A 24,977-nucleotide genomic window follows, 5' to 3' on the forward strand; every position below is an offset into this window, starting at 1 on the left:
GCGTTTTGAGTCTGGACAAGGCGCGAAGAGGGCGTGAATCGTGATTCACAACCGATGAGCCATGCCGTCCAGGCTCAAAAGGGCCGCCCCAACACGGAGGGGCAGATTCAGCCTCGGCCAGGCCTCTCTTATCTTAATCCCTTAATTTACCGTGCCACACCCAGATGTTTTTGTCCAAACAGGTTCTTAGCAGAAACCCAAGCCGACGTCCAACAAGGTGGGCATTTCATAAAGGAGGCGGGGTGAAGGCCTTTCATCTTCCCGTCCGAGCTCCCTTCATGAGCAGGCCCAGCTGCGAAGCCAGTGAGCCATGCTCCCGATTTGACAAAATGCTTTTTTTCCATACGCTCTAAACCTCGATGTCCCCGCAGCCCAAAATGCACCTCACCTCCAAGCGTCACGACTTCGCTCGTGCCGTCATTGGTACCGTGTGGGCCTGCTGCGCAAGTTGACGTCGTTTTCATCCCTGTCTCCCGTCTCTTGCACCCGCCCACGACCTCGTGAGCGGGTTTTTTGTTTTCAGCTCATCATGCCAGTCGCTCCTCCATCGCCCTCGTCGTCCGCTTCCCGCTCCCAGTCATGTCCTCGCCTCCCACCTTTAGAGAGAGTTTAAGAGCCTTTCCGCCCGCCTTCTGGGCCCTGATCGGGGCTACGTTCGTGAACAAGTTCGGTGTCTTTGTGGTGCCGTTCCTCACGATCTTCATGACGCGCAGTGGATTCACGCCGGCGCAGGCGGGATTGACGGTGGCGGCTTATGCTGCGGGAGGTTTTCTGGCCGCAGGTCTGGGAGGATGGATGGCGGACCGGGTGGGAAGAAACATCACCATGGCCACAGCGTCATTCACCGGAGCGGCGGCGATGATGTTGCTTTCCCAGGTGCACACGTTCCCGTTGCTGGTCTTGCTCGCTTTTCTCACGGGGTTGTTCATGGAAGCGGGGAATCCCGCGACGAGCGCCCTGGTGCAGGACATCATCCCGGTGGAACACCGGCTGGCCGCGTATGCGGTGATGAGATTCTCGGTCAATCTGGGCTGGGCGGTGGGCCCCATGGCTGCGGGTTTCCTGGCGGAGCACTCCTTCTTCTGGCTCTTCGCCGGGGACGCCGCCACCGCGGTGTTCTTTGGTCTGGTGGCCCTGATTTTGTTGCCGAAGGGCAACCGAGGCACCCGTCAGACCAGTGGATGGGGGCACGCGCTGGCTTCCATCCGGCGCAACCGGCCGTTTCTGGCGCTGGCGGCGGCTTGCGTGACGATCTCCATCGTCTTTCGTCAGCTCACCACCACCTTTGCCCTGCACTTCGAGAACAGTGTGCCCGCGCTGGACTGGCATGGTTTCCAATTCAAGCCCCTCGAGCTCTATGGCTTCGTCATGGCGGTGAATGGGATGATGATCTGCCTTATGGAGATGCCGTTGACGGCAGTCACGCGGGCCTGGCCGGTGCGGAACTGCATTGCCATGGGCTATATCGGTATGAGCGTGAGTTTTCTGGTGCTCTCGTTTGGGGCAGGGTTGGGGGCGTTTCTTCTGGCCATGGTGGTTTTCACCTTTGGTGAGATGATGGCCTTCTCCCGTCAGCAGGCCTATGCCGCCAGTCTGGCCCCGGATGACATGCGTGGCAGGTATTCGGGCTTTTTGAGCTGGGCGTGGAGTCTGGGGAACATTTCTGCGTCCGCATTCAGCCTGGGAATGTACCAGTATTCACCGAATTTGGTCTGGCTGTCGTCGGTGGTGTTGGGCGTGCTGGGTGCCTTGCTCATTGCGGGCCGCATCAGCCGCCCGGTGCCAACCGCAACCCCGGCCGTCAGCATTTCGTAGTCAGCGGGGCGGACTGTGATGTCTGCTCGTATTCCTTCACCTCCAGTCGTTGTGTCCTCCCTTCCTGCCAACTCTTCCTCACCATCCGCCAGTTGGGCCAACTGGCTCCAGCTTCACCTGGTGGTGCTGGCATGGGGCTTTACCGGGCCCTTGGGCCGGCTCATCTCCCTGCCCCCGGTGGAGACCGTGGCCTGGCGCACAGGAATGGCAGCCTTGGGGCTGGCCGTGGTGGCCCGGATGTTGAGGGCGGGGTTGAACGTGGGTGGCCACACCGCGCTGAAGCTGCTGGGCAACGGGCTTCTCGTGGGTGGGCACTGGATGCTCTTCTTCCTGGCGGTCAAGCTGGGCAACGTGTCTGTGGCCATGGCGGCCCTGCCCACCACCATGATCTGGTGTTCCCTCCTCGAACCCCTGTTTGAGAAAGGCCGTCGCATCAGCCGGCTGGAGCTGGGCATGGGAGTGCTCATGGTGCTGGCGGTGGGGCTGATCTTCCGGGTGGAGTTCGCCTACTGGCAGGGGTTTGCCGCCGGGCTGGGCTGTGCGTTTGTGGGGGCACTGTTTGCCGTCATCAACAAGCACCTGGTGGCGCGGGAGCATTTCGCGGTGATTTCCTGTTACCAGATGGCCGGGGCGTGTGTTGGGGCGGTGGCAGTGCTGGTGGGTCAGTGGCTTCTGGGCACCTCTCCGCAATCACCCCAAACGGCGGACTGGGTGTGGCTCCTCGTGCTCTCCCAGGTCTGCACCGTCGGGGCCTATGCCGCCTACATGAACGTGCTCCGCCACCTGTCTGTGTTCTCCATCAACGTGGTGTATAACCTCGAACCTGTGTATGGCATCGTGCTCGCGGCCCTGTTGTTTGGGGACAAGGAGCGGATGAGCGGAGGGTTCTACCTCGGAACCGGGATCATTCTCATGGCGGTGGTGGTGACACCGTGGTTGCAGGCCAGGGCCCGCTCCGCGGGAGACACAAGACGCAAGACCTGAGGGGGTGGGGAGTGAGGCATCCGGGGTTCTTTGGCAGAGGAGATTCACCGTACAAATGCCATCAGGGAAACGGAGAGTGTTGCCGCTTGTCCTTGGTGAGTCCCGGAATCGCGATGTTGCATCCTCGCTATGCAGGAGGCCGCAATGCCCCTTCAGAAGGGCCGAAGGTGCGGCTTCAATCCAGCGTTGGGCAACACCCAAGGCTGGGATTACTCCGGGCCTGCAGCCCTCAGCTCGTTCGTAAAAAGGGAAATCATCGGCCTGGTTATCTTTTGCCTGATGGCCTTGGCATAAATGCGGTAAAGACGCAAAGATCCACAGTGTCCGAAAATGCAGCACTCGTTCGAGGCTGAAGATACGTTCTCGGTCACGTCAAAAGGCTGCCTGTTCCGGCAGCTTTGGGGTTGGGTGGGCCTGTTCAAGAGGGGTAGAGCATGCTGCCGGCCAGAAAGGTTTCATTCATCATTCGCAAGCAGCCCAAGATCCTCCAAAGTCTGCTTTACCGTCGGAGTGTAGTCCGACCGGCGCAGATACAGGCTTTGCCCCTTGCTCGAACTGCTGGAAATCACTGTGGGAAAATTGAACTGCGAGGCGATTTTTCTTTGCTCCTGCTGGGTGAGCTTTGGCTTGAGGGGGATTTCCACCGCACTGCATTTCAAGATGATCACGGGCGAAATCAGGCAGACGATGCCGAGGAGGTGAGGGAGAAATCTCAGCAGTCGTGCTCGCCAGCCTGAAACTATCAGGGGAAGGATGAGGAAACAGAACACCATCCACACATGTGAGGTGATGGCAAAGCTCGCGAAGGGTAGCCCCAAAGTCTGCACTTGCCCGCCGTAATGCGAGGCTGCGAAAGACGCGGGGAAAAACAACAACAAGGATGACAACCAGTCCATTCGACCGGTGCTCGTGGTGGTCGGATGATCGAGGGGGGACGCAGTGCTCATGTGGCTCGAGGTCATCGAGAGATCCGATTCGCCACCCAGAGGATCAGCCCACCTTTGATTGTCTCAGGCACGTGCTTGGTTGGAATTTCCCCAACGCAATTTCTCCCCTGCGAAGCTGGCCCCCATCCGTCCTGCCCTGAAGGAAGGTGTCGTTTTGGGCAAAGCCCTTGAAGATGGATCATTTGTGCTATTGAAACACCAGCAGGCTTCCTTGGCAATCGCCACGTCACTCGGGTCCCATTTCCGATCCAGAGCGCATCACTTTGTGAGGGGTTTGTTCAAACTCGGATCCTGGCCTGACAAAAGACTTCGTCACAAGATTCGCGCAAACCCTTCGTTCCCCATGTCCATGTTTCTGCGCCACCTCCTCTTTCTCTGCATCGGTGTTGCCATGCTCTCAGCGAATCAGGCTGCGGCGCACGCCGCACCGCCCAATATCATCTACATCCTCAGCGATGACCTGGCCCAAGGGGACTTGGGGTGTTACGGCCAGAAGCTGATCAAGACGCCGAACTTGGATCGGATGGCGGCGGAGGGAACGCGGTTCACGCAGGCCTATTGCGGCACCAGCGTGTGTGCTCCTTCGCGGTCTTCGCTGATGACGGGGCTTCATATGGGGCACTGCCCCATCCGTGCCAACCGTGAGATCAAGCCGGAAGGGCAGATGCCACTGCCTGCCGACACGCTGACGGTGGCGCAGGTGCTCAAAGGCGCGGGCTATGCCACGGCCTGTGTGGGCAAGTGGGGGATGGGCATGTTCGACACCACGGGCAGTCCGTTGAAAAAGGGGTTCGACCATTTCTATGGCCACAATTGCCAGCGCAAGGCGCACAACTACTTTCCGCCTTACATCTGGAACGATGACCAGCAGGTGGCGCTGGATGGCAAAACGTATGTGCAGGATCTGTTTGCCAACGAGAGTCTGAAATGGGTGCGCGAGCAGAAGCGCAAGGCTCCGGACCAGCCGTTCTTCCTGTTCTATGCCATCACATTGCCACATGGCGACTACCAGACCGACAACCTGGGCATCTATGCCGATCAGAAAGACTGGACGCCCACGCAGAAGGCGTATGCCGCGATGGTGACGCGGTTGGACAGTGATGTGGGGCGTCTTCTGGACCTGCTCAAGGAGCTCAAGATTGATGAGAACACGCTGGTCATGACCTCTGGAGACAACGGCTCTTCCTTCCCGCCGGATTCGGAGCTGGGCCGCCTGTTTGACCAGGCTATGGGCGGCAAGCTGCGCGGGTTCAAGCGCGGTATGTATGAAGGCGGGCTGCGCCAGGCTTCGATCGCCCGCTGGCCCGGCGCGATTCCGGCAGGCCGGGTTTCGGATGAGCCCTGGGCATTCTGGGATTTTCTTCCCACGGCGGCTGATCTGGCGGGGGCCAAGCTGCCATCCGGGTACAAGCCTGACGGTCTGTCGCTCGTATCCTTCCTCAAAGGGGGCCCTGCCCCGCGGCGGGAGTACTTCTACTGGGAGCTCCATGAGAATGCGTCCCTCCAGGCGTTGCGCTTTGACCAGAACTGGAAGGCCGTGCGCAATGGGCCCAACCAGCCGGTGGAGCTCTACGACCTGGCGACGGATGAGAGCGAGGCGCACAACGTGGCGGCGGCGCATCCAGACCGGGTGACCCGGGCACTGGAGTTGATGAAGAGCGCCCGGGTGGACTCTGCGGACTTCCCCATGAGAGGGGCCCGCGCTGGGGGCGGCAACAAAAAGACCGGCAACAAAGCTCCGGCTGCCGACGTTCCCAATGCGAACTGACCGCCCGTCTCTGCATGGAAAGCTGAGCGAGAGGACAGCCCGAACTCCTCATTGCCTGCCTGCGTGCTCCCTGCCATGCGTCATCATCTGTCCGTCCTCCTCCTGTCATTGATCGCTTTGTGGACTTTGCCCCGACTGGGGGCAGCGGAGGCCGGGCCTTTAAATGTGGTGGTGCTCTATGCCGATGACTGGCGCTTCGACACGCTTTCCTGCGCCGGGAATCCAGTGGTGAAGACGCCGAATCTGGATCGACTGGCCGCAGAGGGCACGCGGTTCACGCGGTCCTGCGTGACCACCTCCATCTGCGGTGTGAGCCGGGCCACACTGTTCACGGGTCAGTGGATGTCGCGGCATGGGAATCCCGCATTCCAAATGTTCAAGACTCCCCTGAGCGAGACCTATCCGGGCTTGCTGCGTGACCAGGGCTACTGGGTGGGGCACGTGGGCAAGTGGCACAATGGCAAGTTTCCTCAAGAGGCCTTCGATTTTGGCCGCTCGTACAGCGGGAGGCATTTCATCAAGGAGCCCGACGGGAGCATGGTGCACGTGACGCAGAAGAATCAGAAAGACGCCTTGGAGTTCCTCGATACGCGACCAAAGGATAAACCCTTCTGCCTCACCCTGGCCTTCTTTGCCACCCATGCAGAGGACCAGAATCCGAAGCAGTATCTCTACCAGCCGGAGAGTGAGAGCTTGTACAAGGACGTGAAGATCACCGTGCCGGCCACCGGGTCGGATGAGCATTTCAAGAAACTGCCTGCCTTCATCGCCAACGAGAAGAACGAAGGTCGCAATCGCTGGCACTGGCGCTTCGACACGCCGGAGAAATACCAGGAGTACATGAAGGCTTACTACCGCATGGCCACGGAGGTGGACACTGCCTGTGGCAGGGTGCTGGAGGCGCTCAAGTCGCAAGGCGTGCTGGACCGCACCCTGGTGATCTTTACCACAGACAATGGCTACTTCCATGGGGAGCATGGTCTGGCAGACAAGTGGTACCCGTATGAGGAGAGCATTCGTGTGCCGTTGATCGTACGGGATCCCCGCACCCCGGAGGCCCGCCGGGGCGGTACGAATGACGAGTTCGTCCTCAATGTGGATCTGGCCCCCACCATCCTGGCGGCCACCGGAGTGAAGGCCCCCGCCACCATGCAGGGGCAGGACTTTGCCCCGCTGTATCTTGCTGCTGCTCCGCCGGCGTGGCGGCAGGAGTTCTTCTACGAACATGCCACCATCAAGAGTGTGGACTTCATCCCTTCATCCGAGGCGCTCGTGCGGAAGGAGGTGAAGTATCTCTTCTGGCCTGACTTCAAGCACGAGGAGCTCTTCGATCTGAAAACTGATGCCCAAGAGGAGCACAACCTCGCCGCGGACCCAGCCCGTGCAGCCCAACTGGTGGAGCTGCGGAAGCGGTTCGAGGAACTGAAATCAGCAGCCCGCTGAGGTGGAGGCGCGCAAGCTTTCAGCCTGGAGTTCCCGGACGGCACGATAGTTCGTGTGGTCCGGGATGAACCGCTGGTAGGTTCCTTGCGCAAGGCCGATCAACAGAAGGTCGGCACCAGCCTCATTCATGGCCACCGGCACGTTCCACAGGACGGCCACGCGCAGCAGGGCTTTCACATCCGGATCATGCGGCTGGGCGGAGAGGGGATCCCAGAAGAAGATCAGGAGGTCCATGCGGCCCTCGGCGATCTCCGTGCCAATTTGAAGGTCGCCCCCGAGCGGCCCGCTCAGGAAGCGGCGCACAGGCAGCCCCAGTTCCTTTTCCAGAAGACTTCCCGTAGTGCCCGTGGCGCAGAGGGTCCAGCCCTGGAGCTGCTCCCGGTGCTTCTGCGCCCAGGCGAGCAGGTTGTCCTTGCAGTGATCATGAGCGACGAGACCGATGGTTGGCATGGGGGAAAAGTGGGCAGTGGGCAGTTATCAGTAGGCAGTAATCTGGCGCGGAGATCTAGGGCAAGAACGGGGTCAACAGGCTGAAGGGAAGGCAGTTTTCGAAGGCTGGCAACACGTGGAAATCAATCGGAGCGGCTCCAACACCTTGACCACTGCCAACTGCTTACTGCCCACTGGTTCTACTTCCCTTTCTGCTTCCCGATGAGGCCGAAGATGGTGATGCTGTAGCAGGCGACAATCCAGCCGCCGAGCACGAGGAAGGAGCTGATGGCGGGGTCGGCGAAGCGGAAGAGGGTGCCCATTTCGTAGCGAACATCGTTGCGTTGCTCGGTGGACTGGTCATACACCTTCACCCCACGGCGCATGGCGAAGAGGTGGTGGTGCTGGCCCACGCGATTTGGGAAGACGACGAGGTTCTGCCAGCTCACGTTCCAGTCGGAGACCTTGTCATACTTCTCCGTGTATTCCTTGCCGGCCTCTGTCCAGGTGACGGACTCCTGCTCGCCGGTGGGAGTGAGGAAGACGGGATACTTCGTGCGGTTGCTGATGCGCGGTGTGGTCTGGCCGTAGATGCCAGCTACGTCCATCATGCGCTGGGCGCAGTAGCTGGGGACGATGGTGCTGGCGATCCGCACGCTGGCGGTCATCTCCGGCCGGGTGACGACGAATCCGCCAAAGAGGATTTGAGGAATCAACACCAGGGGCACCCACATGACGGCCTGGGTGCTGTTCCGCACGAGCGCAGAGATGGCGAGGCCGATGGCTACGCCCACAAAGGCGGCGGCGAACAGTGCAAACAGTTTCAAGAGCATGACGGTGATGCCAATGCCCAGCATCTTGATGCCCGTGTCTGGCCCTGGAGGTTTGCCCTCGCCGGGATCAGTGGTGTCCAGAAGGTTCTGGCCGAACTCGAAGAAGTGGGCGGCACGCAGGAGCGTGGTGGTGATGAAACCGGGACCTTGGGGGGCGGCAGGTGGCTCGATGGCCACGGCTGGAGCCGGGGCTGCTGAGGCACTGTTGGCCGTGTCCTTGGTCTCCTCGGTGACGATCTCGAACTCATCCAGAGAGACAGCGGGGGCCTGGCCGCCACCAGCTTCGGGTGCCTGGGAGGCCGTGACCTTGGGAGTGACCCGTTCGGTCGCCTTTTTCAGGAAGTCCTCCGCTTTCAGGTCAGACGGGTTCAGGAGATGACCCACCCCCAGCGTGACGACGAAGAGCACAATGGCCTGCAGGACGGTGACGAAGGTGAGGAAGGCGTATTTGCTCTGCAGGTAGGCATTGAGCCCCAGGCCGCAGACGCGCTCGCGACGGAAGATGGAGATCTCCCGCACGATTTGCTGGGCACCGTTGCTGCAGCCGAACCAGAGCGTGGCCACGATGCACAGGAACATCCGCAGCACGGCGTCATCTGCCACCCAGCCAACCAGCACGGCGATGATGACCGGCTGGGCGAGGAGGAAGAGCAGGTTGAGCAGGTCCGCCTTGAGGATGCTCCACTGGCGGCGCAACTGGATGAAAAGGGTGGGCAGCCAGCCTGGGCCCAGTTTGGGCCGGCTCTGCTGGAGGGGATCATCCTGGGCCGGGGGCAGATAGGCCAGGGGCTTGGCCTCGGGACGTGAGCCCTCGAACTCCTGACGCCACTGGGCGGCGGTGCGGGTCTCATCACCGCCCACCTTCAGGTAGATTTCATCCAGCCCGCGCTCGACTTTGAAGTAGCGCTCTGCCTCGTCCGGCGTACCGTTGAAAATGACGTGTCCGCCGTGGACGAAGAGCAACTGGTCAAAGAGGTAGGCACGACCCAGCACATGGGTGGTGCAGATGACGGTGCAGTCCGTGCCCGCCAGCCGGCGAAGGAGGGACATGAGGTCAAACTCCGTCTTCGGATCGAGGCCGCTGGAAGGTTCATCCAGGAAAAGCACGCTGGGCTTGGCCAGCAGCTCGGTGGCGATGCTGACGCGCTTGCGCTGTCCCCCCGAGAGCATGGAGATGCGCTTTTCCTTGTGCTCGGCCAGGCCCAGGCGGTCGATGGTCTCCTCCACAAGATCACGCACCGCTTTGCGTGGGGTGCCGGAGGGGAGCTTCAACTGGGCGCTGTAGGTGATGGCCTCGGTAACGGTGAGCTCCTGGTGCACGATGTCATCCTGCGGCACATAGCCAATGCCTGAGGCCGCCATCTGGCGCGGATCGCCCAGCCGGGCCCCGTTGATGTACACCTCGCCTGCGCTGGCGGGGTTCACCCCGCAGAGGGCGTTCATCAGGGTGCTCTTGCCCTGTCCCGACCCACCCAGGATGCCCACAAAGGAGCAGGGGGTGACGTCGAGTGAGACGTCATTGAGGATGTTGCGTCCGTTCGGCAGTGTGAAGGTGAGATGCCGGGATTCGACCTTGGCACCGCCGAAGGCGGAAACCTGGCGGAGGGAGGTGCCGGTGAACTCAAAGGTGTAGCTGCCGAGCTTCAGGCGATCCCCCACGATGAGCTGGCGGCGGTCAAAGCGCTGTCCGTTGAGGAGGGTGCCGGTCTGACTTTTGTCAGATGCGAAAGCTACGCCAGACTCGGGTTGTTCGATCTCCAGGTGGACGCGGGAAACGCGTGAATCTTCGGCATCGAGGTCCACTTTAGGGTCACCGGGAGCATCCCCACTGGCGCGGCCCATCACCAGCTTGCGCAGCCCTTTGAGAGGGATTTCAGCCGTCGTCACGCCACGGAAAACGGGCTGTGCTGAGGTCAGGCCAAAGCGGATCAAAACGTCCGGCATCTCAATGATGTCGCCATCTTCCAGAGGGGCCACCGTCGAGAGGGACTGGCCGTTTAGACGCAGGGTGCGCTGGGCATTGGGTGTACCGGCGCTCAAGACCCAGGTGGAGGCGCGGGCCTCCCAGGAAAGGGTCGCATGCGCGGGTTCCAGGCCTGGCGCAGGGATTTGCAAATCTGCCGAGGGCGACGAGCCGATGACGGTCGCCTTTTTATCCAGGGAGAAGGCGCGCAGTTCGTCCTTGTAGCAGAGGGTGATGTTGCCGGTCATGCAGGATGATTGTGGGGACGGGAGTTGTCGTGACTCTTGCCTCGCGTCTGTGTGAAGAAAAAGGAATTTATTTGCCTTATGCGTTAGTTTTTGAGAGAGTCCTGCAGCCCCATTTAGGCCCTGACTTTTCATCACCTTTGCTCCCCCGCTATGAAAATGAAGTTCATCCAGTCCACTGCCGCCTGCACTGCGCTTGCCATGCTCGCCAGCTGCGCAAACATTCAGAACGACCAGACCCGCACCCGTACGGAAGGTGCACTTGCCGGCGGTGCGCTGGGAGCTCTGGCAGGCGGGATCATTGGCAACCAGAGCGGACGCGCCTGGGAAGGTGCCCTGATCGGTGCCGCCGCAGGCGGTCTTGCCGGCCTTGCCGTGGGTGACAGCGTCGCCCGCAAGAAGGCCCGCTATGCCTCCCAAGAAGCCTGGCTGGACGCCTGCATCTCCCAGGCAGAGCGTGTGAATTCCAAGGCCGTGGCCTACAACCGTTCCCTCAGCCAGCGCATCCGCGAGCTGGAAGGTCGCTACAGCCGTGCCAAGGCCAGTGGCGACACGGGTGAAATGCGCAAGATCAAGCAGGCCGTGGTGGTCATGCAGACCGAGTCCCGCAAGGAAGTGCAGCGTGTGGATGTAGAAATCAAAGATCAGACCACCGTCGTCTCTGAAACCGGCAGCTCCTCCCTCCGCAGCCGCGTGAGCGAACTCCGCAGCACCCGCTCTTCGATCAGCTCCAACCAGGAACGCCTGGCTGATCTCGGCAACCAGATCGACGTCTAGTCCGGCGCCGGGGCACCTTGTTTCACCGCCTTCGGCTCATTGCCGGGGGCGGTGTTTTTTAAGGCAGGCCCGGTTTCGATTGTTTTCAGCACGGCTTTTCTTTGAGATTCCGCAGTTCGTGGTGTCACAACTTCGGCGGCGGGCACAAGCAATCCTTGAACCACTTAGTTGATTGACCGCCATGATCCGCACCACCCTGCTTCTTTCCCTCGCAGCTTCCAGCATGCTGCTAAGCTCCTGCGCCACCACGGGCGACCCGAATCAAGGGGGTCTGTTTGGCTGGTCCCAGAGCCAGGCCGACGACCGTATCGCCGTCCGCCAGCAGCACCTGAGTGATCTGCAGAGCGACACTGAGTACCAGCAAGGCCGCAGCGAGCGACTGCGCCGTGAGGTCAATCGCCGTGAGAACGGCTATTGATCCTTCCCGTTGGTCTGTTCGCCCGTGCACCGGACTTTACGGCAGTATGGCGGGGAGCATTCCCTGCTGCTGACCCTCTATCGGTGGTCTCGGCATGACCCTTGCTGCCCGGTTTCTGTCTTCGCTTGAGGCGAGACTCTGCCCGGGCAGCTTTTTTTTGAGACGTTGCAGCGGGCGCAGTCTTCGCCCATCTTGTGCTGGCTCCAGTCTGGCAGGGTATTTTTTGCCATAGCCGTCTCCTTAGCAGGCATCGTTCATCCGTCCCGCCAGCCTTGTCTGATCCATGAAAAATTTGTCCACCTCCGCCACCCGCTCACTCCTGCTCGGACTCGGGCTGGGGCTGGCAACGCTGGTCTCTCCGCCACTGGGGGCACAGGCTCCGGTCGGGGTTCCCGCCGCCGACCAGGAAGCGGATGTGGCCACCGTCACTGCGCTGGTGAATGAGGCGGTGGGTCAGATCTACAAGTCGGCCTACCGGACGGAACCGATTCCCGTCATCTATACCAAGGCATTGCGCGGACTACTGACCTCTCTGGGCGAGGGAGCCCAGGCGCAGGCCAAGGACCTTTCAGGCATGATCGATGGCGCTGCAGAAGCTGAATTCATCAGTGCTCTCCAAGCGATCGCCACCGCTCCCGGCCAGCGACAGTCTTTGCGGGATCTGGCGGAGACCGCCATCAAGACCTACTGCAAGCAGCATGATCCCTACACCCGCTATATTGAGGCGGATGACGTGCGTATCTCCCAACTGATGGGTAAGGCGTCCGGCAGCGGCGTGGGGATGTCCATCAATGAGAAAAACGGCATCTTTCTCTGCTACCCCTTGCCAGGCTCGCCTGCGGAAGCCGCTGGAGTCAAGGCCGGGGACAAGCTGCTGACGGTCGATGGCAAGTCGGTGAACGAAAAGCCCCTCGAGTACCTGGCAGGCCTGATCCGGGGCGCTCCGGGGACGGAGGTGAACCTCCGGGTCGAGCATGGCTTCGGGCGCGCCCAGACCGTGCGGGTCACCCGGGAGGCGCTCACAACTCCCACCGTGTTTGTGGAAAAGAAGGTGACTGGCGTGGTCCTGCGAGTGCGCAAGTTCAGCAAGGAACTGCTGGATGAGGCCCGCGCCGCCTTGGGGCAGCTCACGGCAGGCAGCACCCTCACTCTGGATCTGCGCGGCTGCCCGGGAGGTGATCTGGACGTGGCCATCGCTTTCACCAGCTTGTTTCTGGAGGCTGGCGAGCCAGTGGTGACCGTGCGTACGCGGGGCAGACCGGATGAAGTGAGCACCGCCACCAAGCCTCGCGAGTTCAAGCCGGCCGCAATTGTCCTCCTTCAGGACGAAGGGACCGCCTCTGCGGCAGAACTGGTTATTGCCGCCCTGGTGAACAGCAAAACCGCCCGAGCTGCCAGCCAGGGGGTGAAAACCTATGGCAAGGGAGTGCTACAGACCCGCATTGAGTTGCGCGGCGGCGGCGTCCTCATGGTCACCACGGGCGAGCTGATCGCTCCCCAGGGCCAGACTTGGGATCTGACCGGCCTGCTGCCCTCGCTGGAAAATCGTGGCCGCATTTTCCCGAAGGAGTAGGGGCGGGAGAGGAAGTTGAGACGCTTCGCTGGAGGGTCAAGGGGGACTCGTTCGCAGGTTTGCCGCCTCCTGCGCCATTTTTTCTTGCGGACACCGCCTTCCTGCGTACTTTATCGGCCCGCAGTATCCCAACTGCCGCGTGGTGTAACGGTAGCACAAGAGATTTTGGTTCTCTTTGTTAAGGTTCGAATCCTTACGCGGTAGCCATACTGACGGGTTTCATATACGGTGAAGGTGCAAGCCTTTGCCAGACAACTGCCGCGTAGTGTAATGGTAACACGAGAGATTCTGACTCTCTTATTTCAGGTTCGAGTCCTGGCGCGGTAGCCACTCCCTCACAGAGGGGGCATTTCCTGTCAAGATTGGGAGCGGCGGCCGTCCGCTAAATGCCGCCAAACCACTTCTCCAGCTTTTTGCAGGGCGCGAACACGGCCATCAGGAGAAGCATGAGGCCAAAGGCACACACTGCACCGGCCACCCAAGATGGCTGTCCGCGGATGATGGCGAGGATTCCGATGACCAGGAAGAACGCGCCCAACGAGCCACCGCCAATCCTCAGAAGGTAACAGCTTTCCCGCATGCCTCCAGTCTCGCTGGGCCGGAATGGGAATTCAAGGGGGGAAATGCGTTACCCATATCCGACACGCATCCACAACATCCAGTACTCAGTAAGCGGTTTCCAAAGGGGTGAGTTTTGCTCCAGCCAGTCATAGGGTGCGCAATAGACAGCCAGGGGTTGCTCATGCACGCCGAGCTTGTCACCGGCTACATAGACGACTGGCGCGGATAGCAGGTAGCCCATGGGGAGGATGACGGTCGCCAACAGCCACAGCCCCGCATGAGATTTCGGAGGGTCTCCTTGCTGCATCTGCATCAGATAGATAAACGGGGAAGCTCTGCTCCACTTTCGTAAGAGGGGCAGGATTGCGAAAATCCATAAGAACCACGGGACACTGCAGCCATCACAGCACGCTCCCTGAGCGCGGGCTGACATGAGGCACTCCTTTGAATATTATATTTAAATAAATAATGCATGATCCACAGCTATTAGTTTTGAATTGCTTGGAGTGATGCAACAAGTCATTTTGGGTGGCGCTTCCCAATTATCAATTCACCCGGAATGGACTCATCATGCTTGGCATTCGACAACTTCCGAAGCTAGCCCTTGAGGCGTTTGTGATTCGCCGCTACCGCGGCATTGAGGGATGGTTCACCTGGAAGGAGGCGCTGAGCCTCTATGAACTGGCGAAGGCGCTGCCGAGCAACAGCACGGTGGTGGAGATTGGGAGCTGGAAGGGGCGCAGTACGTATTGCCTCGCACAAGGCCTGAAGGACGGCTCGGTGCATGCCATCGACCCGTTTGATGGATCGGGCGAGGAAGGCAGCGCGGAGACCTATGAGCGGGAAGCCGGCGAGGGCGACCTGTATGCGGGGTTCTGCCAGCGGATGAAAGTCTTGGGGATAAATGGAAAGGTCAAGCCGCACCGTGGGTTTTCGAACCAGTTTGTGGATGCGTTCGAGAAGATTGACCTGCTGTTCATCGATGGCGATCACTCCATGGAGGGGTGCACGTTCGATTTTGAGCACTACGCTCCCAAGATCCCGTCGGGAGGCTATATTGCCTTTCATGACTACTCCTCCATTCGCAAGGATCTAGGACCGACGCATGTGGTGGAGAAGCTGCTGCTGCCTTCGGGGCAGTATGAGTTTGTTGGGTTGTTTGGGTCGTTGTGGGCGGGGAGGAAGATCTAGGAAGACACCAGACTGTCAGACGCCAGATATCAGACTTGAGCTGGCGCATGGTTGGAGGTCCCTGGCCTGTACGGTAATCGATCGAAATCTGGGCAGTGTGCTTGGGGAATGGCGTGCTCCAAGCCTGCTGCGCGTGGAGGACCAGGGTCTGTCGAAACTCGGTGGCATCGGCAGAATGCGAAGCTTGCAGACGCTTCAGCTAGTGCCTGCCGAGGAACCTGGGGGGACTGATTTGGGGGTGTTGATCGCGGTGGGGAAAAAGCCGATGCTGTCGGCTTTCCCACCTGATCTTCCTTTGCGGAGTTACCCAACGTTGACTCGCTTAGGGCTCGTCCAACGTTGGGCTGTGCTAGAGATCCCCGCTGGGATCAACTTCGAACTGAGACGGGCGCTTCCAGGTGGCCGCCAAGGAACCTGCACGGTGTCGAAGCTCTTCCTCGAAGAGGATGGGGCTACAAGTCCAACGTTGTCGAGCTTCGAGCGAGCTTACGTTGGGTATGAGTTGCCTTTTGCGTCCAAGGTTCCTTGGCAGGCACTAAATTTCCGGTATGCGATGGTTCCTCGTGGAATGCTGCCAAGAGCCCAAGGGCAACTGCATGGCCGCGTGGCGTGGCAGAATCAGACCCCCCAGAATCTATTTCCCGAGGAAGAGCGCATTGAAAAGTGCCGCTGCGGGGCCATCTCATGGGAAGCTTGGGGCGAACCGGGACAAGAATGTCCCCTGCTCCGTATGCTGACCTTGTCGCTTGGCGTTAGTTCAAGTCATGTCCTGTGTCTCAATGTCTTGTGTCTCCCCGGGTGGTCACCACCTCATGCTTGGCGGCCCAGGAGTTGATGTCCTCGCGTTTGATGGCGGCGGCCATGAGGTCGGGGAAGAGGTCCGGGGTGCAGGCGAAGGAGGGGACGCCAAGGGCGCCCATCCTGGCGGCGAGTTCGTGGTCATAACAGGGCGAGCCTTCATCGCTGAGGGCCAGGAGGGCGAGGAACTGCACACCGCTCTCGACGAGGTCGGAGGTGCGTCGCAGGAGGTTCTGCTCCACCCCGCCCTCGATGAGATCGGAGATGAGCACGAGGATGGTGTTGGCGGGATCGGTGATCAGGCTCTGGCAGTAGCCTACGGCGCGATTGATGTCCGTGCCGCCGCCGAGCTGGGTGCCAAAGAGGAGTTCGACCGGATCGTCAAGCTGATCGGTGAGATCGACCACGGAGGTATCAAAGACCACGAGATGGGTCTTCACCGCGGGCAGGCTGGCCAGAACTGCCCCGCAGATGCTGGAGTACACCACGGAGGCGGCCATGCTGCCGCTCTGGTCAATGCAGAGGATGATCTGGCGCTGGGTGCGCTGCTTCTTGCGGCCGAAGCCGATGCGCTTCTCCGGGACAATCGTCTGGTGCTCGGGCTGCCAGTGTTTAAGGTTGGCCTGGATGGTGCGGGGCCAGTCCATCTCGGCGATGCGAGGCCGCAGGTTCCGCTCAGCCCGGTTCAAGGCACCACTCACGGCGGAGCGGATGGGCTCCTCCAGCTTGCGAGTCAACTCGTCCACGACACGGCGCACCACGAGGCGGGCGGTCTCCTTGGTCTTGGTGGGCAGGATGCTGTTAAGCGCGATGAGGCTGGCCACCAGATGCACATCGGGTTCCACGGCCTCCAGCATCTCCGGCTCGGTCAGCATCTCCTGGAGCTTCAGCCGGTCGAGCGCGTCCTTTTGCATGACCCGCACCACGGTTGAAGGAAAGTACTTCCGGATGTCTCCCAGCCAGCGGGCCACGCGGGGGCGGCTGCCTTCGGTGCCGCCCTTGGCGGGCCGGTTCCGGGACTGGAGCCCCTTGCCTTCCTCGGCATCATAGAGATCACCCAGGGCGCGATCCATCTCAAGATCCGCCCCGGCAAGGGCCAGACCGGTGCCATCGGCGCCTTCTCCACCCAGAATCAGCCGCCATCGGCGAAGCTGCTCCTGGGGATCGATGCTGGGTGAGGAGGGGGCAGTGGAGTTCATGGAAAGCACAGTGGGAAAGGAGATGAAAAAGGTGGATCAGGAAGGGAGGCCAAAGATCTGGCGCAGCACGGGAATCATCAGGCGAGCCCTCTCAGGATCCCAGGCGAGGTCAGTGCCGTCCCCGGCATCTGCACTGCCAGATGTACCTGCCGCTGCTCCACCATGTTGGCGGGCGCGTTCGCCCAGTTGCCGGCGTTCTGCGCTGGCGAGAAGGGCAAAGGCGCGTCGCACCAGGGGAAGGATGGCTGTGAAGTGGTCCGCGGTGAGGGATCGCACCCAGTCATCCAGCAGGCGGAAGAGCACATCGTCATGCAACAGCACCATGCCGCTCTGGTTCAGGAAACCTTCCAGCCAGGCGGCGCCGGACTCTGGTGGCGTGCCCCGGGAGAGGGCGCGGCTCATGCGGGCTGAAACGGCCGTCACGGCGTCGTCCTCCGACTTTTCATCCAGAAGAAGCCGGGCACACAGGCCGGCCACCTGCCCGTGGATGCCGTGTCCGTCCGCCACCAAGGTGAGAGCGCGCAACCAGGAAGGCAGGTGGGAGCCTCCCTCCAGCAGCTTCACGGCCTGATGCACCGCCGTGATCTGCCTGCTCATGACGCTGGCGGCTTCGTCATCGAGGGAGGCGCACGCATTGGGCGCGCCAATGCAGATGCGGGTGAGCATGCCGTCCAGCACGTGCAACACCTGGGCGCCGTCCGTCTTGCGCACATCCCCGTAGCGGGAGACTTGGGCCAGCGGCGGCACTGCCCCCATGAGCTGGCTGATGTCGCCCGTCACCGCCGCACGATTTTCCAGCTCGTGGACGATTGCAGTCAACGCCGCAGAGAGGTTGGCCAGGAGCGCCTCTTTGACCAGCGTGGTCAGGGTGGGCAGATCCGTCGCCCGGGCAGCTTGATCCCTCGCAAAGCCAGCGGCGGCATCTTCCACGGTGCCGCCCCACGGTGAGGCCTCGATCAAGGCCACGGCAAACTCAGGCTTCCACTGGATGCGCCAGAGTTCATGGAAAGTACCCTTGCCGCTGCGGGCGTCAGTCACCTCGCCCCAGGGCACGCGGAGAAGGCGCAGGCGGTGGAGCAGATGGCTGCGAAGCAGGTCGTTCTCCTTCCGCAGGTCCAGATCCAGGGCTTCCTGCGTGGGGCTCACTTTCAGGCGCAGGCTCTTCTGCAACTTGAGCAGGTCCCGTTGCAGGGGCACGGTGGGGGCGGACTCTGGCACGCTGCCGAGACGCTCACCGATGATCAGCTTTTGCCGCACCAGCCGCAGGGCGGTGTCGTCACCCATGCCAACGATGGCGCGCGCCGCTTCCATGAGCTCGGCCAGGCCCGGCGCCGGTTTCTGGCGCATGGCCGCGAGGGCCTCGGAAAGGCGGACGCACTCGATGAGGTGGGCGCTGGAGCAATCGAGATCCGCCTCCCGCAGCACGGCTCCCACCCGGGCGAACCAGCGAGGCAGGCTGGCATCCTGACGCAACCAGAGATGCTCGTACCAGGCAGGAGAATCCACGCCTGCGCCGTAGCCGCTCTCGGCTGCGAGCCGGCCATAGGTCCACGGCACCCAGGTGGCCTCTACCTTGGTCTTGGGCAGGCCTTTGAGAAGATCGTTGTCGAACGCGGCGGAGGGCATCTTTGCCAGGGCGGGGACATGCCAGGCCCCGCACACCACCGCGATGCGCTGGAAGCCTTCCTTCTGGGCGGCGCGGATGGTCTTCCGCATATGCGCCTCGCGCAGGGCCTCGCGGCGCAGTTCGGTGTCGTCCTTGGTTGCCGGGGCCTCTGCGCGCACGGCGGTCATCGCTTCCTCGATGGCGGCAAAGAGATCCTGGCCGTCGTGACGTTGCTCCACGAGGTGCTCCCACCATTCTTCACCATCACCGAATCCGGCCGCCCGGCCCAGCCAGCCAAGAGGGTCACCGCGGACGGTGTCATCTGCTCCATCCTCCACGAGAGTTGAGGCATCAACTTCCAGCGCTTCGGATTCGGGCGTTGCATCGGCCGCCTGATCCAGAGATGGATTCGTTGACTCCTCTGCCGCCGGTGCTGCCGCTTCAGAAGATGGGTTCTCCGGCTCCTCCTGGCGCTCCAGGGCCAGGGAGTGGGCCACCGGCAGGTCCATGAACCGCACTGGCACCTGATGCTGCAGGGCATGCCGGATGGCCTGCCACTCCGGTGAGAACGCGGCAAACGGGTAGAAGGCGCTGCGGCGGGCGTTGTCTGCGACATAGATCAGCAGGGCCACCGGGGGAGTCATGCCCTCCTCCATCACCAGGGGCAGCAGGGCATCCGCCTCCGGCGGGCCTTCAATGAGCACACAATCAGGCGAAAGGTCCACGAGCGCTGCCGCCAGGCTGCGGGCGCAGCCGGGGCCGTGGTGACGGATGCCGAAGAGATGGACGTAGCTGGCAGGGGAAGCCATGGATGAGGAAACAACAGTGACGGGGCGGAGAGGTGGGGTCAGGCAAGGTCGCGGCAGGCGCGGTACAGGTCCTTCCACTCGTCACGCTCCTTCACCACCGTCTCCAGATATTCGCGCCAGACCACGCCGTCCTGCACAGGGTCCTTTACCACGGCCCCGAGCAGGCCGCTGGCCATGTCTGTGGCGCTGAGCTGGCCGTCGCCGAAGTGGCCCGCCAGGGACATGCCGTTGTTGATCACGGAGATGGCTTCCGCGGTGCTGAGCGTGCCGGTGGGGGACTTGACCTTGGTCTTGCCGTCGGCGGTGAGGCCGCTGCGGAGTTCGCGGAAAATCTGCACCACCCGGCGCACTTCCTTCAGCGCGGGCGGCTCCGCAGGCAGTTCGAGAGCCCGGCCCAGTTCCGCCACTCTTTTCTGGACGATCTGGACCTCCTCCTCCTCGCTGTCCGGCAGGGGGAGAATCACGGTATTGAAGCGGCGCTTGAGGGCGCTGGAGAGTTCGTTCACCCCTTTGTCCCGGTTGTTGGCGGTGGCGATGACGTTGAAACCGCGGGCGGCCTGCACTTCGCTGTTGAGCTCCGGGATGGGCAGCATCTTCTCGGAGAGCACGGTGATGAGGGTGTCCTGCACGTCACTGGGGATGCGGGTGAGTTCCTCGATCCGGGCGATGCGGCCCTCCTCCATGGCGCGCATCATGGGACTGGCGACAAGTGCCTCACGGGAGGGGCCTTTTGAAAGGAGCAGGGCGTAGTTCCACGAGTAGCGGATCTGGTCCTCGCTGGTGCCCGCAGTGCCCTGAAGGAGGCGGGTGGAATCGCCTGCCACCGCGGCGGCCAGATGCTCAGACACCCAGGACTTGGCCGTGCCCGGCACCCCGTAGAGCAGGAGGGCCCGGTCGGTGGCCAGGGTGGCGACGGCGATCTCGATGAGCCGGCGGCTGCCGATGTACTTTGGGGTTACCTCGAACCCATTGTCCAGCTTCCCACCCATGAGGTAGGTCGCCACGGCCCAGGGCGAGAGGGCCCAGTTGGCCGGGCGCTGCCGGGTGTCGGACTTGCGGAGCTCATCAAGCTCCTGGGCGAACTGGATTTCGGCGTGCTGACGAAGAACGGACATAACAATTATAAATTATAAATTAGGAATGATAAATTGTGAATGATGGGGAGTGAGTTTTAGGAAATGAATAAAATCAGGAGGTCATTTCTAATTTTGAATTTAACATTTGGCGCAGCCGGCTGCGTCGTTCGAGGGTTTGCTGGAAGCGGTGGGCGGCGTCTTCGAAGGAGGGCCAGTGTTTGGTGCCGGTGGGCCAGGGGGTGGGAATTGAAGTGGCGGTCATGGGGATGCGGCAGGCGAGCTCGGGGAGGAGGTTGCGCAGCTCGTAGTCGTACTGTGCTGCGTCAGTGTGCAGGTGGGCGATGAGTTTCTTTTCCACAGCGAGCCAGAAGGCGGTGTCCCAGGTGAAGGGTGCCTTCATGACGAGTCGCAGCCACCAGGTGAGGGAGGGCGCGGACGATGTCAGCTTGAGCCAGGCTTCGCGCTGTTCCTTGCCATCGAGTCCGCCGATGAGTTCCGCCGCTTCCTGAGGGGTCAGGACGTCCGCATTGATGATGGCATGGATCCAGTCAGGATCGGTGTCTTGCAGGGTGACGGCCTCGGCCAGCCCTTGAAGAAGGGCGTCCTTCCATTCAGTCTTGGCGGCCCACAGGACGAGTTCCATGGGCGTCATGCCGGTATGGGCGGTCCACCACCCCAATGGGGTGCGGGCGGTGATCTGGCGCAGCCACCACGCGCGTTCGCCCACGCGGATGCCGCCGGGTGGTTTCTCCTCGATCCCGTCCTGCGCCGCGTTCGCCGGGAAGGACTGTGGCGGAGCTGCCACCCAGTGGGTGCGGAAGAGTTTCTTCTCTGTGGTGATGCAATCGTGAAGCCGGGTCTGCATGCGCTGGGCAAAGGCGGACTGTGGCAGGGCCGAAAGGAGGCGGGCGGCGAGCGTTCGCACCTCCTTGCTGCGGTCACTGGTCAGGAGGTTTTGCAACAAGGTTTCATCGGACGGGCTCAGGCGTGTGCGCAGTGCGCCCAGCAGGGTGACTCGGTCCCGGGCGGACTCCTGCGCCAGGGTCTTCTCAAGAAGTTCCCGGGCTCGGTCGGCGTCTGTCTGGCGCAGAGTCTGAAGATAACGGGCGCGGGAGGCCACGTCCCCTTCCTCCCACTGTCGGATGTTAATTTCATCGATCCCGGCTGTGACGGCGAACTTCCATTCGCGGTTCTTTGCCGAGAGCCAGGCACCGCGGGAGCCTGCGGCCTTCAGCACTGGATTGCGCAGCGCGCTGGAGCGGTGCGCAGCATCGAAGTACGTCGGCAGCAGCCGGTGGGGCAGTGAGAGCCCCGCCACAGCCAGAAGCTGGCAGGCCTCCGCAAGCAGCGGCTCCGGGCCCTCGGTGGCGATTTGGGCCAGCAGGGAAACCACTTGGGGATCGCGACACACGTCTTGCGGGAATGGCGCGGCAGGCTCGGGCAGAGTTTCTTCCGTCGAGGCAGTTTGCAGTCCCGCGGTCTGGGCCAGTCCGGCCACTGCTGCCGTGCGGAGCAGTCTTTCTTCCGGGGCGGAGCCATCATCCAGAGCGAGTTCCAGAAGATCCTGCGGGAGGGAGGGCAGGGCCGCGGTTCGCGCTGTGCCCAGGAGGGCCACAGTGCTGAGTTGTTTCCAAAACGGGGCGGACATGAATCAAATAGGGAGCGATGAAATAGGGTAGGGTGCGGGAAGGGACGGGGCTTCACGCCGGGGCGGTCTCTTGGAAGGCGCAGAAGCCCTCCTCCTCGTGCCAGCAGGCCAGCAGTTTCAGGGCGCCTGCGCCCGACCATTCTCCGATGACGGTGAGGGGATGCCCCCCGGAGATGGCGAGCAGTTCCCAACCGTGACGGCTGGCGGTGAAGGGTTGAAGGGGGAGGAGTGCGCCATGGCTGTCCCGCAGCAGCCATTGGCTGGGCTGGTCCGGCCCCAGATCCCGGTGCAGGGGCACGACCTGGGTGAGGACGGCAGGGAACAGGGTGAGCCAGGGGTTTGCGCCCAGAGCAGCGGCATAGTCCTGCAGCAGCGTGGCCACATCCGGAGTGGTCTTAAACGGACGCTGCAAGGGGCTGGTGCTTGCAGAAGGCGCGTTAAGCAGGGCCCGCAGGGGACTGGCGGAGGGGTAGAAGAAGAGCTCCGTCTGAATCACCGTGCCAGGGACCAACGGCGTCTCGAACGCCCGGTTGCCATGGGAGAAGTCGAGAATGAGCGCCATACGCCCCGACTGGCGTCCCTGAAACCAGGTGCGGCGCTCCCAGAGGCGCTCCCTTTCCTCGAACTCCTGGCCCAGCACAGCCCAGTCGTCCGTGATGCGCTCGCCAGCGGTCGCGACTTCCTCCTTGTCCACGGACCAGCCCAGCACGGTGCGAAGGTCGAATTGCAGCGGCAGGTCCAGGGACTCGAAGCGGCGCAGCGCCTCGAGCCGGGTATGAAGCCGTCCCATCTGGGTGAGTGCCATCGCAGGCCATCGCTCCCCTTGATAAGGCATGCCGCTCAAGAGGGAGACTTCCTTTTCCAGGCCTGGCATCTGGTAGTCCACCATGCGGGCGGCGAGGGATTGCCAGTGGGCACGGGGCTGCTGGGGCCAGGTGGCGATGCCGTGGCGGATCTGGTCGGCCATCCAGCGCTCCAGATCTTCAGCGCCTTCGCGCATGCGGCTGAGTCGCTTGGCGGTACGTTTGGCGGCGGCTTCAGGGTCAGCAGGGGCCTTGGGCCCGGCCTCCACTGCGGCGGCCTTTTTCTCTGCTTTGTCACGGCGCGTCTGCAACCAGGCGGAGACCCAGTCGGGCGGTTCCCCTTCTTTCAGCGAACCGGGCCGGTCCGCGGCCATGAAGAGCAGGCCGAGGCCGTGTTTGCACGGGAACTTGCGGCTCGGGCAGCTGCACTTGAAGCCAGGGCCGGTAAAGTCCACCTGCGTCTGGTAGGGCTTCGATCCGCTGCCCTGGCATTCGCCCCACGCAGCCTCGTTGTTGCAGCCCAGGGTGGGCCATTTGGCGGGATTGGTGAGTCCACGACCGGCTTTCACGGACGCAGTGTCCGGGGCCAAGGCGGTGACCTGTTCGGCTGAGAAGGGGACGGGCATTTTTTGCATCATTGGAGCCAGTGAGCAGCCGGATGGCAAGCCAGATGATATTTTCTGGCGAAAGGTTTGCGCTTCAGGCAGGGTTCTTTCCCCATGAACCGCTATTCGCCCGCCGCAGTCCTCCTGCTGAGTATGGGGACGCTGGCCACCGCCTCCCTCACCATGGCCCAGACCGCAACTTCCCCAGCCACTGCGGCCAAGCCGCAGGAAGTGATCAACCAGGACGAGGCCCACGTGGGCAGCCTGCCCATCCCTGACCCGCTCACCTGCGCAGATGGCACCAGGGTGACCTCCAAGGAACAGTGGCTGGAGAAGCGGCGTCCGGAGTTGTTCAAGCTCTTCGAGAGCGAGATGTACGGGCGCACACCGGAGAGGAAGCTGGAAGGCTTGCGCACGGAGGTGCTGCTGGAGAACAAAATGGCGCTGGAGGGCAAGGCCACGCAACGGCTCGTGCGGATCTACTTCACGAAGGCGGACGCGCCGCATCTGGACGTGCTGGTGTACCTGCCCAATGCCGCGTCCAAGGAGAAACCGGCGGGCGTGTTTGTCGGACTGAACTTCGGAGGCAATCACGCCGTGACAGAGGACCCTGCCATCCCGGTGCCCCAAGGCTGGTTCCGCAACAACAAAGAGACTGGCGTCACGCAAAACCGCGCCACAGAGGCGTCTCGCGGGGCGGACGCCCGGCGCTGGCCGATTGCCGAGGTGATCACCCGCGGCTATGGCGTGGCCACGGCCTACTATGGCGATCTGGATCCCGACTTTGACGACGGCTTTCAGAACGGGGTACAGCCTCTCTTTTACAAAGAAGGGCAGACCAAGCCGGAGGCCGACGAATGGGGCTCCATCGGGGCCTGGGCCTGGGGGCTGAGCCGCATGGCGGACTATCTGGTGACCTTGCCAGAGGTGGACGACAAGCGACTGGCCGTGCTGGGCCATTCCCGGCTGGGCAAGACCTCTCTCTGGGCAGGGGCGCAGGACACCCGCTTCAGCATCGTCATCAGCAACAACTCGGGCGCGGGTGGGGCGGCGCTGAGCAAGCGCCACTTCGGTGAGACGGTGAACAAGCTCAACACGAACTTCCCCCACTGGTTCAACGGCAACTTCAAGAAGTACAGCATGAACGAAGCTGCGCTGCCGATCGACCAGCATGAGCTGATCGCCCTGTGCGCACCCCGGCCGGTCTATGTGGCCAGTGCGACGGAGGATCTCTGGGCGGACCCCAAGGGCGAGTTCCTGGGCGCCAAACTGGCGGAACCGGTGTACGCCCTCTTTGGCAAGAAGGGGCTCGGAGTATCAGAACCGCCTGCGCCAGATGTCAGCGTGGGTGAAGCGCTGGGGTATCACAATCGCACCGGCAAGCACGACATCCTGCTCTTCGACTGGGAGAAGTACATGAACTTCGCCGCAAAGAACTGGGGGAATTGAGGTCGGTCTTATGTCCTGATCGGCCTATTCCAAGGAT

General features: G+C 62.1%; 19 protein-coding genes and 2 tRNA genes. 11 read left to right on the plus strand and 10 right to left on the minus strand.

All coding sequences use genetic code 11. The features are described 5' to 3' along the window. Positions 1-579 precede the first annotated feature (579 nt). Both VSP_RS01590 and VSP_RS33355 read left to right on the plus strand, forming a co-directional pair. Positions 580-1,815 carry an MFS transporter gene (locus tag VSP_RS01590; RefSeq protein WP_009958274.1) on the plus strand — a complete coding sequence of 412 codons (1,236 nt, stop codon included), beginning with the start codon at positions 580-582 and terminating at the stop codon, positions 1,813-1,815. Positions 1,816-1,866: 51 nt separating this feature from the next. Further along, entirely contained in the window at positions 1,867-2,799 is a 933-nt protein-coding gene (locus tag VSP_RS33355; RefSeq protein ID WP_009958276.1) for a DMT family transporter, read from the plus strand. Between the two features lie 455 nt (positions 2,800-3,254). On the opposite strand, the gene VSP_RS41835 is transcribed toward VSP_RS33355, so the two are convergent. Beyond that, positions 3,255-3,746 carry a hypothetical protein gene (locus tag VSP_RS41835; protein ID WP_156345935.1) on the minus strand — a complete coding sequence of 164 codons (492 nt, stop codon included), beginning with the start codon at positions 3,744-3,746 and terminating at the stop codon, positions 3,255-3,257. 343 nt (positions 3,747-4,089) lie between these two features. Here VSP_RS41835 and VSP_RS01610 point away from each other — a divergent pair, with 343 nt between their 5' ends. Together VSP_RS01610 and VSP_RS01615 are read left to right on the plus strand one after the other, a co-directional pair. Next, the gene (locus VSP_RS01610; protein WP_157210682.1) at positions 4,090-5,514 is read left to right on the plus strand and encodes an arylsulfatase; all 1,425 of its coding nucleotides are present in this window, start codon (positions 4,090-4,092) and stop codon (positions 5,512-5,514) included. A 75-nt stretch (positions 5,515-5,589) separates the two neighbouring features. Further along, entirely contained in the window at positions 5,590-6,957 is a 1,368-nt protein-coding gene (locus tag VSP_RS01615; protein ID WP_009958281.1) for a sulfatase family protein, read from the plus strand. Here VSP_RS01615 and VSP_RS01620 read toward each other — a convergent pair. Further along, positions 6,943-7,407, minus strand: a complete 465-nt coding sequence (locus VSP_RS01620; RefSeq protein ID WP_009958282.1) for a methylglyoxal synthase — start codon at positions 7,405-7,407, stop codon at positions 6,943-6,945. The genes VSP_RS01615 and VSP_RS01620 overlap by 15 nt on opposite strands. Positions 7,408-7,586: 179 nt before the next feature. Continuing rightward, positions 7,587-10,430 carry an ATP-binding cassette domain-containing protein gene (locus VSP_RS01625; RefSeq protein WP_009958283.1) on the minus strand — a complete coding sequence of 948 codons (2,844 nt, stop codon included), beginning with the start codon at positions 10,428-10,430 and terminating at the stop codon, positions 7,587-7,589. A gap of 150 nt (positions 10,431-10,580) precedes the next feature. On the opposite strand from VSP_RS01625, the gene VSP_RS38765 reads away from it, so the two are divergent. The 5 genes from VSP_RS38765 to VSP_RS01650 all read left to right on the plus strand — a co-directional run bounded on the left by VSP_RS38765 (position 10,581) and on the right by VSP_RS01650 (position 13,525). After that, positions 10,581-11,204, plus strand: a complete 624-nt coding sequence (locus tag VSP_RS38765; RefSeq protein ID WP_009958284.1) for a YMGG-like glycine zipper-containing protein — start codon at positions 10,581-10,583, stop codon at positions 11,202-11,204. A 181-nt stretch (positions 11,205-11,385) separates the two neighbouring features. Then, complete coding sequence (locus tag VSP_RS01635; protein ID WP_009958285.1) at positions 11,386-11,622, plus strand: hypothetical protein; 237 nt, start codon at positions 11,386-11,388, stop codon at positions 11,620-11,622. A gap of 283 nt (positions 11,623-11,905) precedes the next feature. After that, positions 11,906-13,195, plus strand: a complete 1,290-nt coding sequence (locus tag VSP_RS01640) for a S41 family peptidase (protein ID WP_009958286.1) — start codon at positions 11,906-11,908, stop codon at positions 13,193-13,195. Between the two features lie 133 nt (positions 13,196-13,328). After that, a tRNA-Gln gene (locus tag VSP_RS01645) sits at positions 13,329-13,402 on the plus strand. A 49-nt stretch (positions 13,403-13,451) separates the two neighbouring features. Then, positions 13,452-13,525 (plus strand) — tRNA-Gln (locus VSP_RS01650). Between the two features lie 52 nt (positions 13,526-13,577). On the opposite strand, the gene VSP_RS01655 is transcribed toward VSP_RS01650, so the two are convergent. Further along, positions 13,578-13,775: a hypothetical protein gene (locus tag VSP_RS01655; protein WP_009958287.1), complete on the minus strand. Its 198-nt coding sequence runs from the start codon at positions 13,773-13,775 to the stop codon at positions 13,578-13,580. Between the two features lie 48 nt (positions 13,776-13,823). Continuing rightward, positions 13,824-14,069, minus strand: coding sequence for a hypothetical protein (locus VSP_RS01660; RefSeq protein WP_009958288.1), 246 nt, complete (start codon positions 14,067-14,069; stop codon positions 13,824-13,826). Positions 14,070-14,326: 257 nt separating this feature from the next. Between VSP_RS01660 and VSP_RS01665 the strand changes: the two genes are divergently transcribed. Continuing rightward, positions 14,327-14,947 carry a class I SAM-dependent methyltransferase gene (locus tag VSP_RS01665; protein ID WP_009958290.1) on the plus strand — a complete coding sequence of 207 codons (621 nt, stop codon included), beginning with the start codon at positions 14,327-14,329 and terminating at the stop codon, positions 14,945-14,947. A gap of 776 nt (positions 14,948-15,723) precedes the next feature. Here VSP_RS01665 and VSP_RS01670 read toward each other — a convergent pair. The 5 genes from VSP_RS01670 to VSP_RS01690 all read right to left on the minus strand — a co-directional run bounded on the left by VSP_RS01670 (position 15,724) and on the right by VSP_RS01690 (position 23,512). Further along, positions 15,724-16,944: a VWA domain-containing protein gene (locus tag VSP_RS01670; RefSeq protein WP_009958291.1), complete on the minus strand. Its 1,221-nt coding sequence runs from the start codon at positions 16,942-16,944 to the stop codon at positions 15,724-15,726. Positions 16,945-16,980: 36 nt separating this feature from the next. Next, on the minus strand, positions 16,981-19,359 hold the full coding sequence (locus VSP_RS01675) for a DUF5682 family protein (RefSeq protein ID WP_009958293.1): 2,379 nt from the start codon (positions 19,357-19,359) through the stop codon (positions 16,981-16,983). Between the two features lie 38 nt (positions 19,360-19,397). Further along, positions 19,398-20,474, minus strand: a complete 1,077-nt coding sequence (locus tag VSP_RS01680; RefSeq protein ID WP_009958294.1) for an ATP-binding protein — start codon at positions 20,472-20,474, stop codon at positions 19,398-19,400. A 73-nt stretch (positions 20,475-20,547) separates the two neighbouring features. Then, positions 20,548-22,083, minus strand: coding sequence for a DUF5691 domain-containing protein (locus tag VSP_RS38770; protein WP_009958296.1), 1,536 nt, complete (start codon positions 22,081-22,083; stop codon positions 20,548-20,550). 52 nt (positions 22,084-22,135) lie between these two features. After that, positions 22,136-23,512: an SWIM zinc finger family protein gene (locus VSP_RS01690; RefSeq protein ID WP_029190093.1), complete on the minus strand. Its 1,377-nt coding sequence runs from the start codon at positions 23,510-23,512 to the stop codon at positions 22,136-22,138. Positions 23,513-23,605: 93 nt separating this feature from the next. Between VSP_RS01690 and VSP_RS01695 the strand changes: the two genes are divergently transcribed. After that, entirely contained in the window at positions 23,606-24,940 is a 1,335-nt protein-coding gene (locus VSP_RS01695) for a glucuronyl esterase domain-containing protein (protein ID WP_009958300.1), read from the plus strand. Positions 24,941-24,977: the final 37 nt, after the last annotated feature.

The sequence above is a fragment of the Verrucomicrobium spinosum DSM 4136 = JCM 18804 genome (genome assembly GCF_000172155.1).
Taxonomy (GTDB): domain Bacteria; phylum Verrucomicrobiota; class Verrucomicrobiia; order Verrucomicrobiales; family Verrucomicrobiaceae; genus Verrucomicrobium; species Verrucomicrobium spinosum.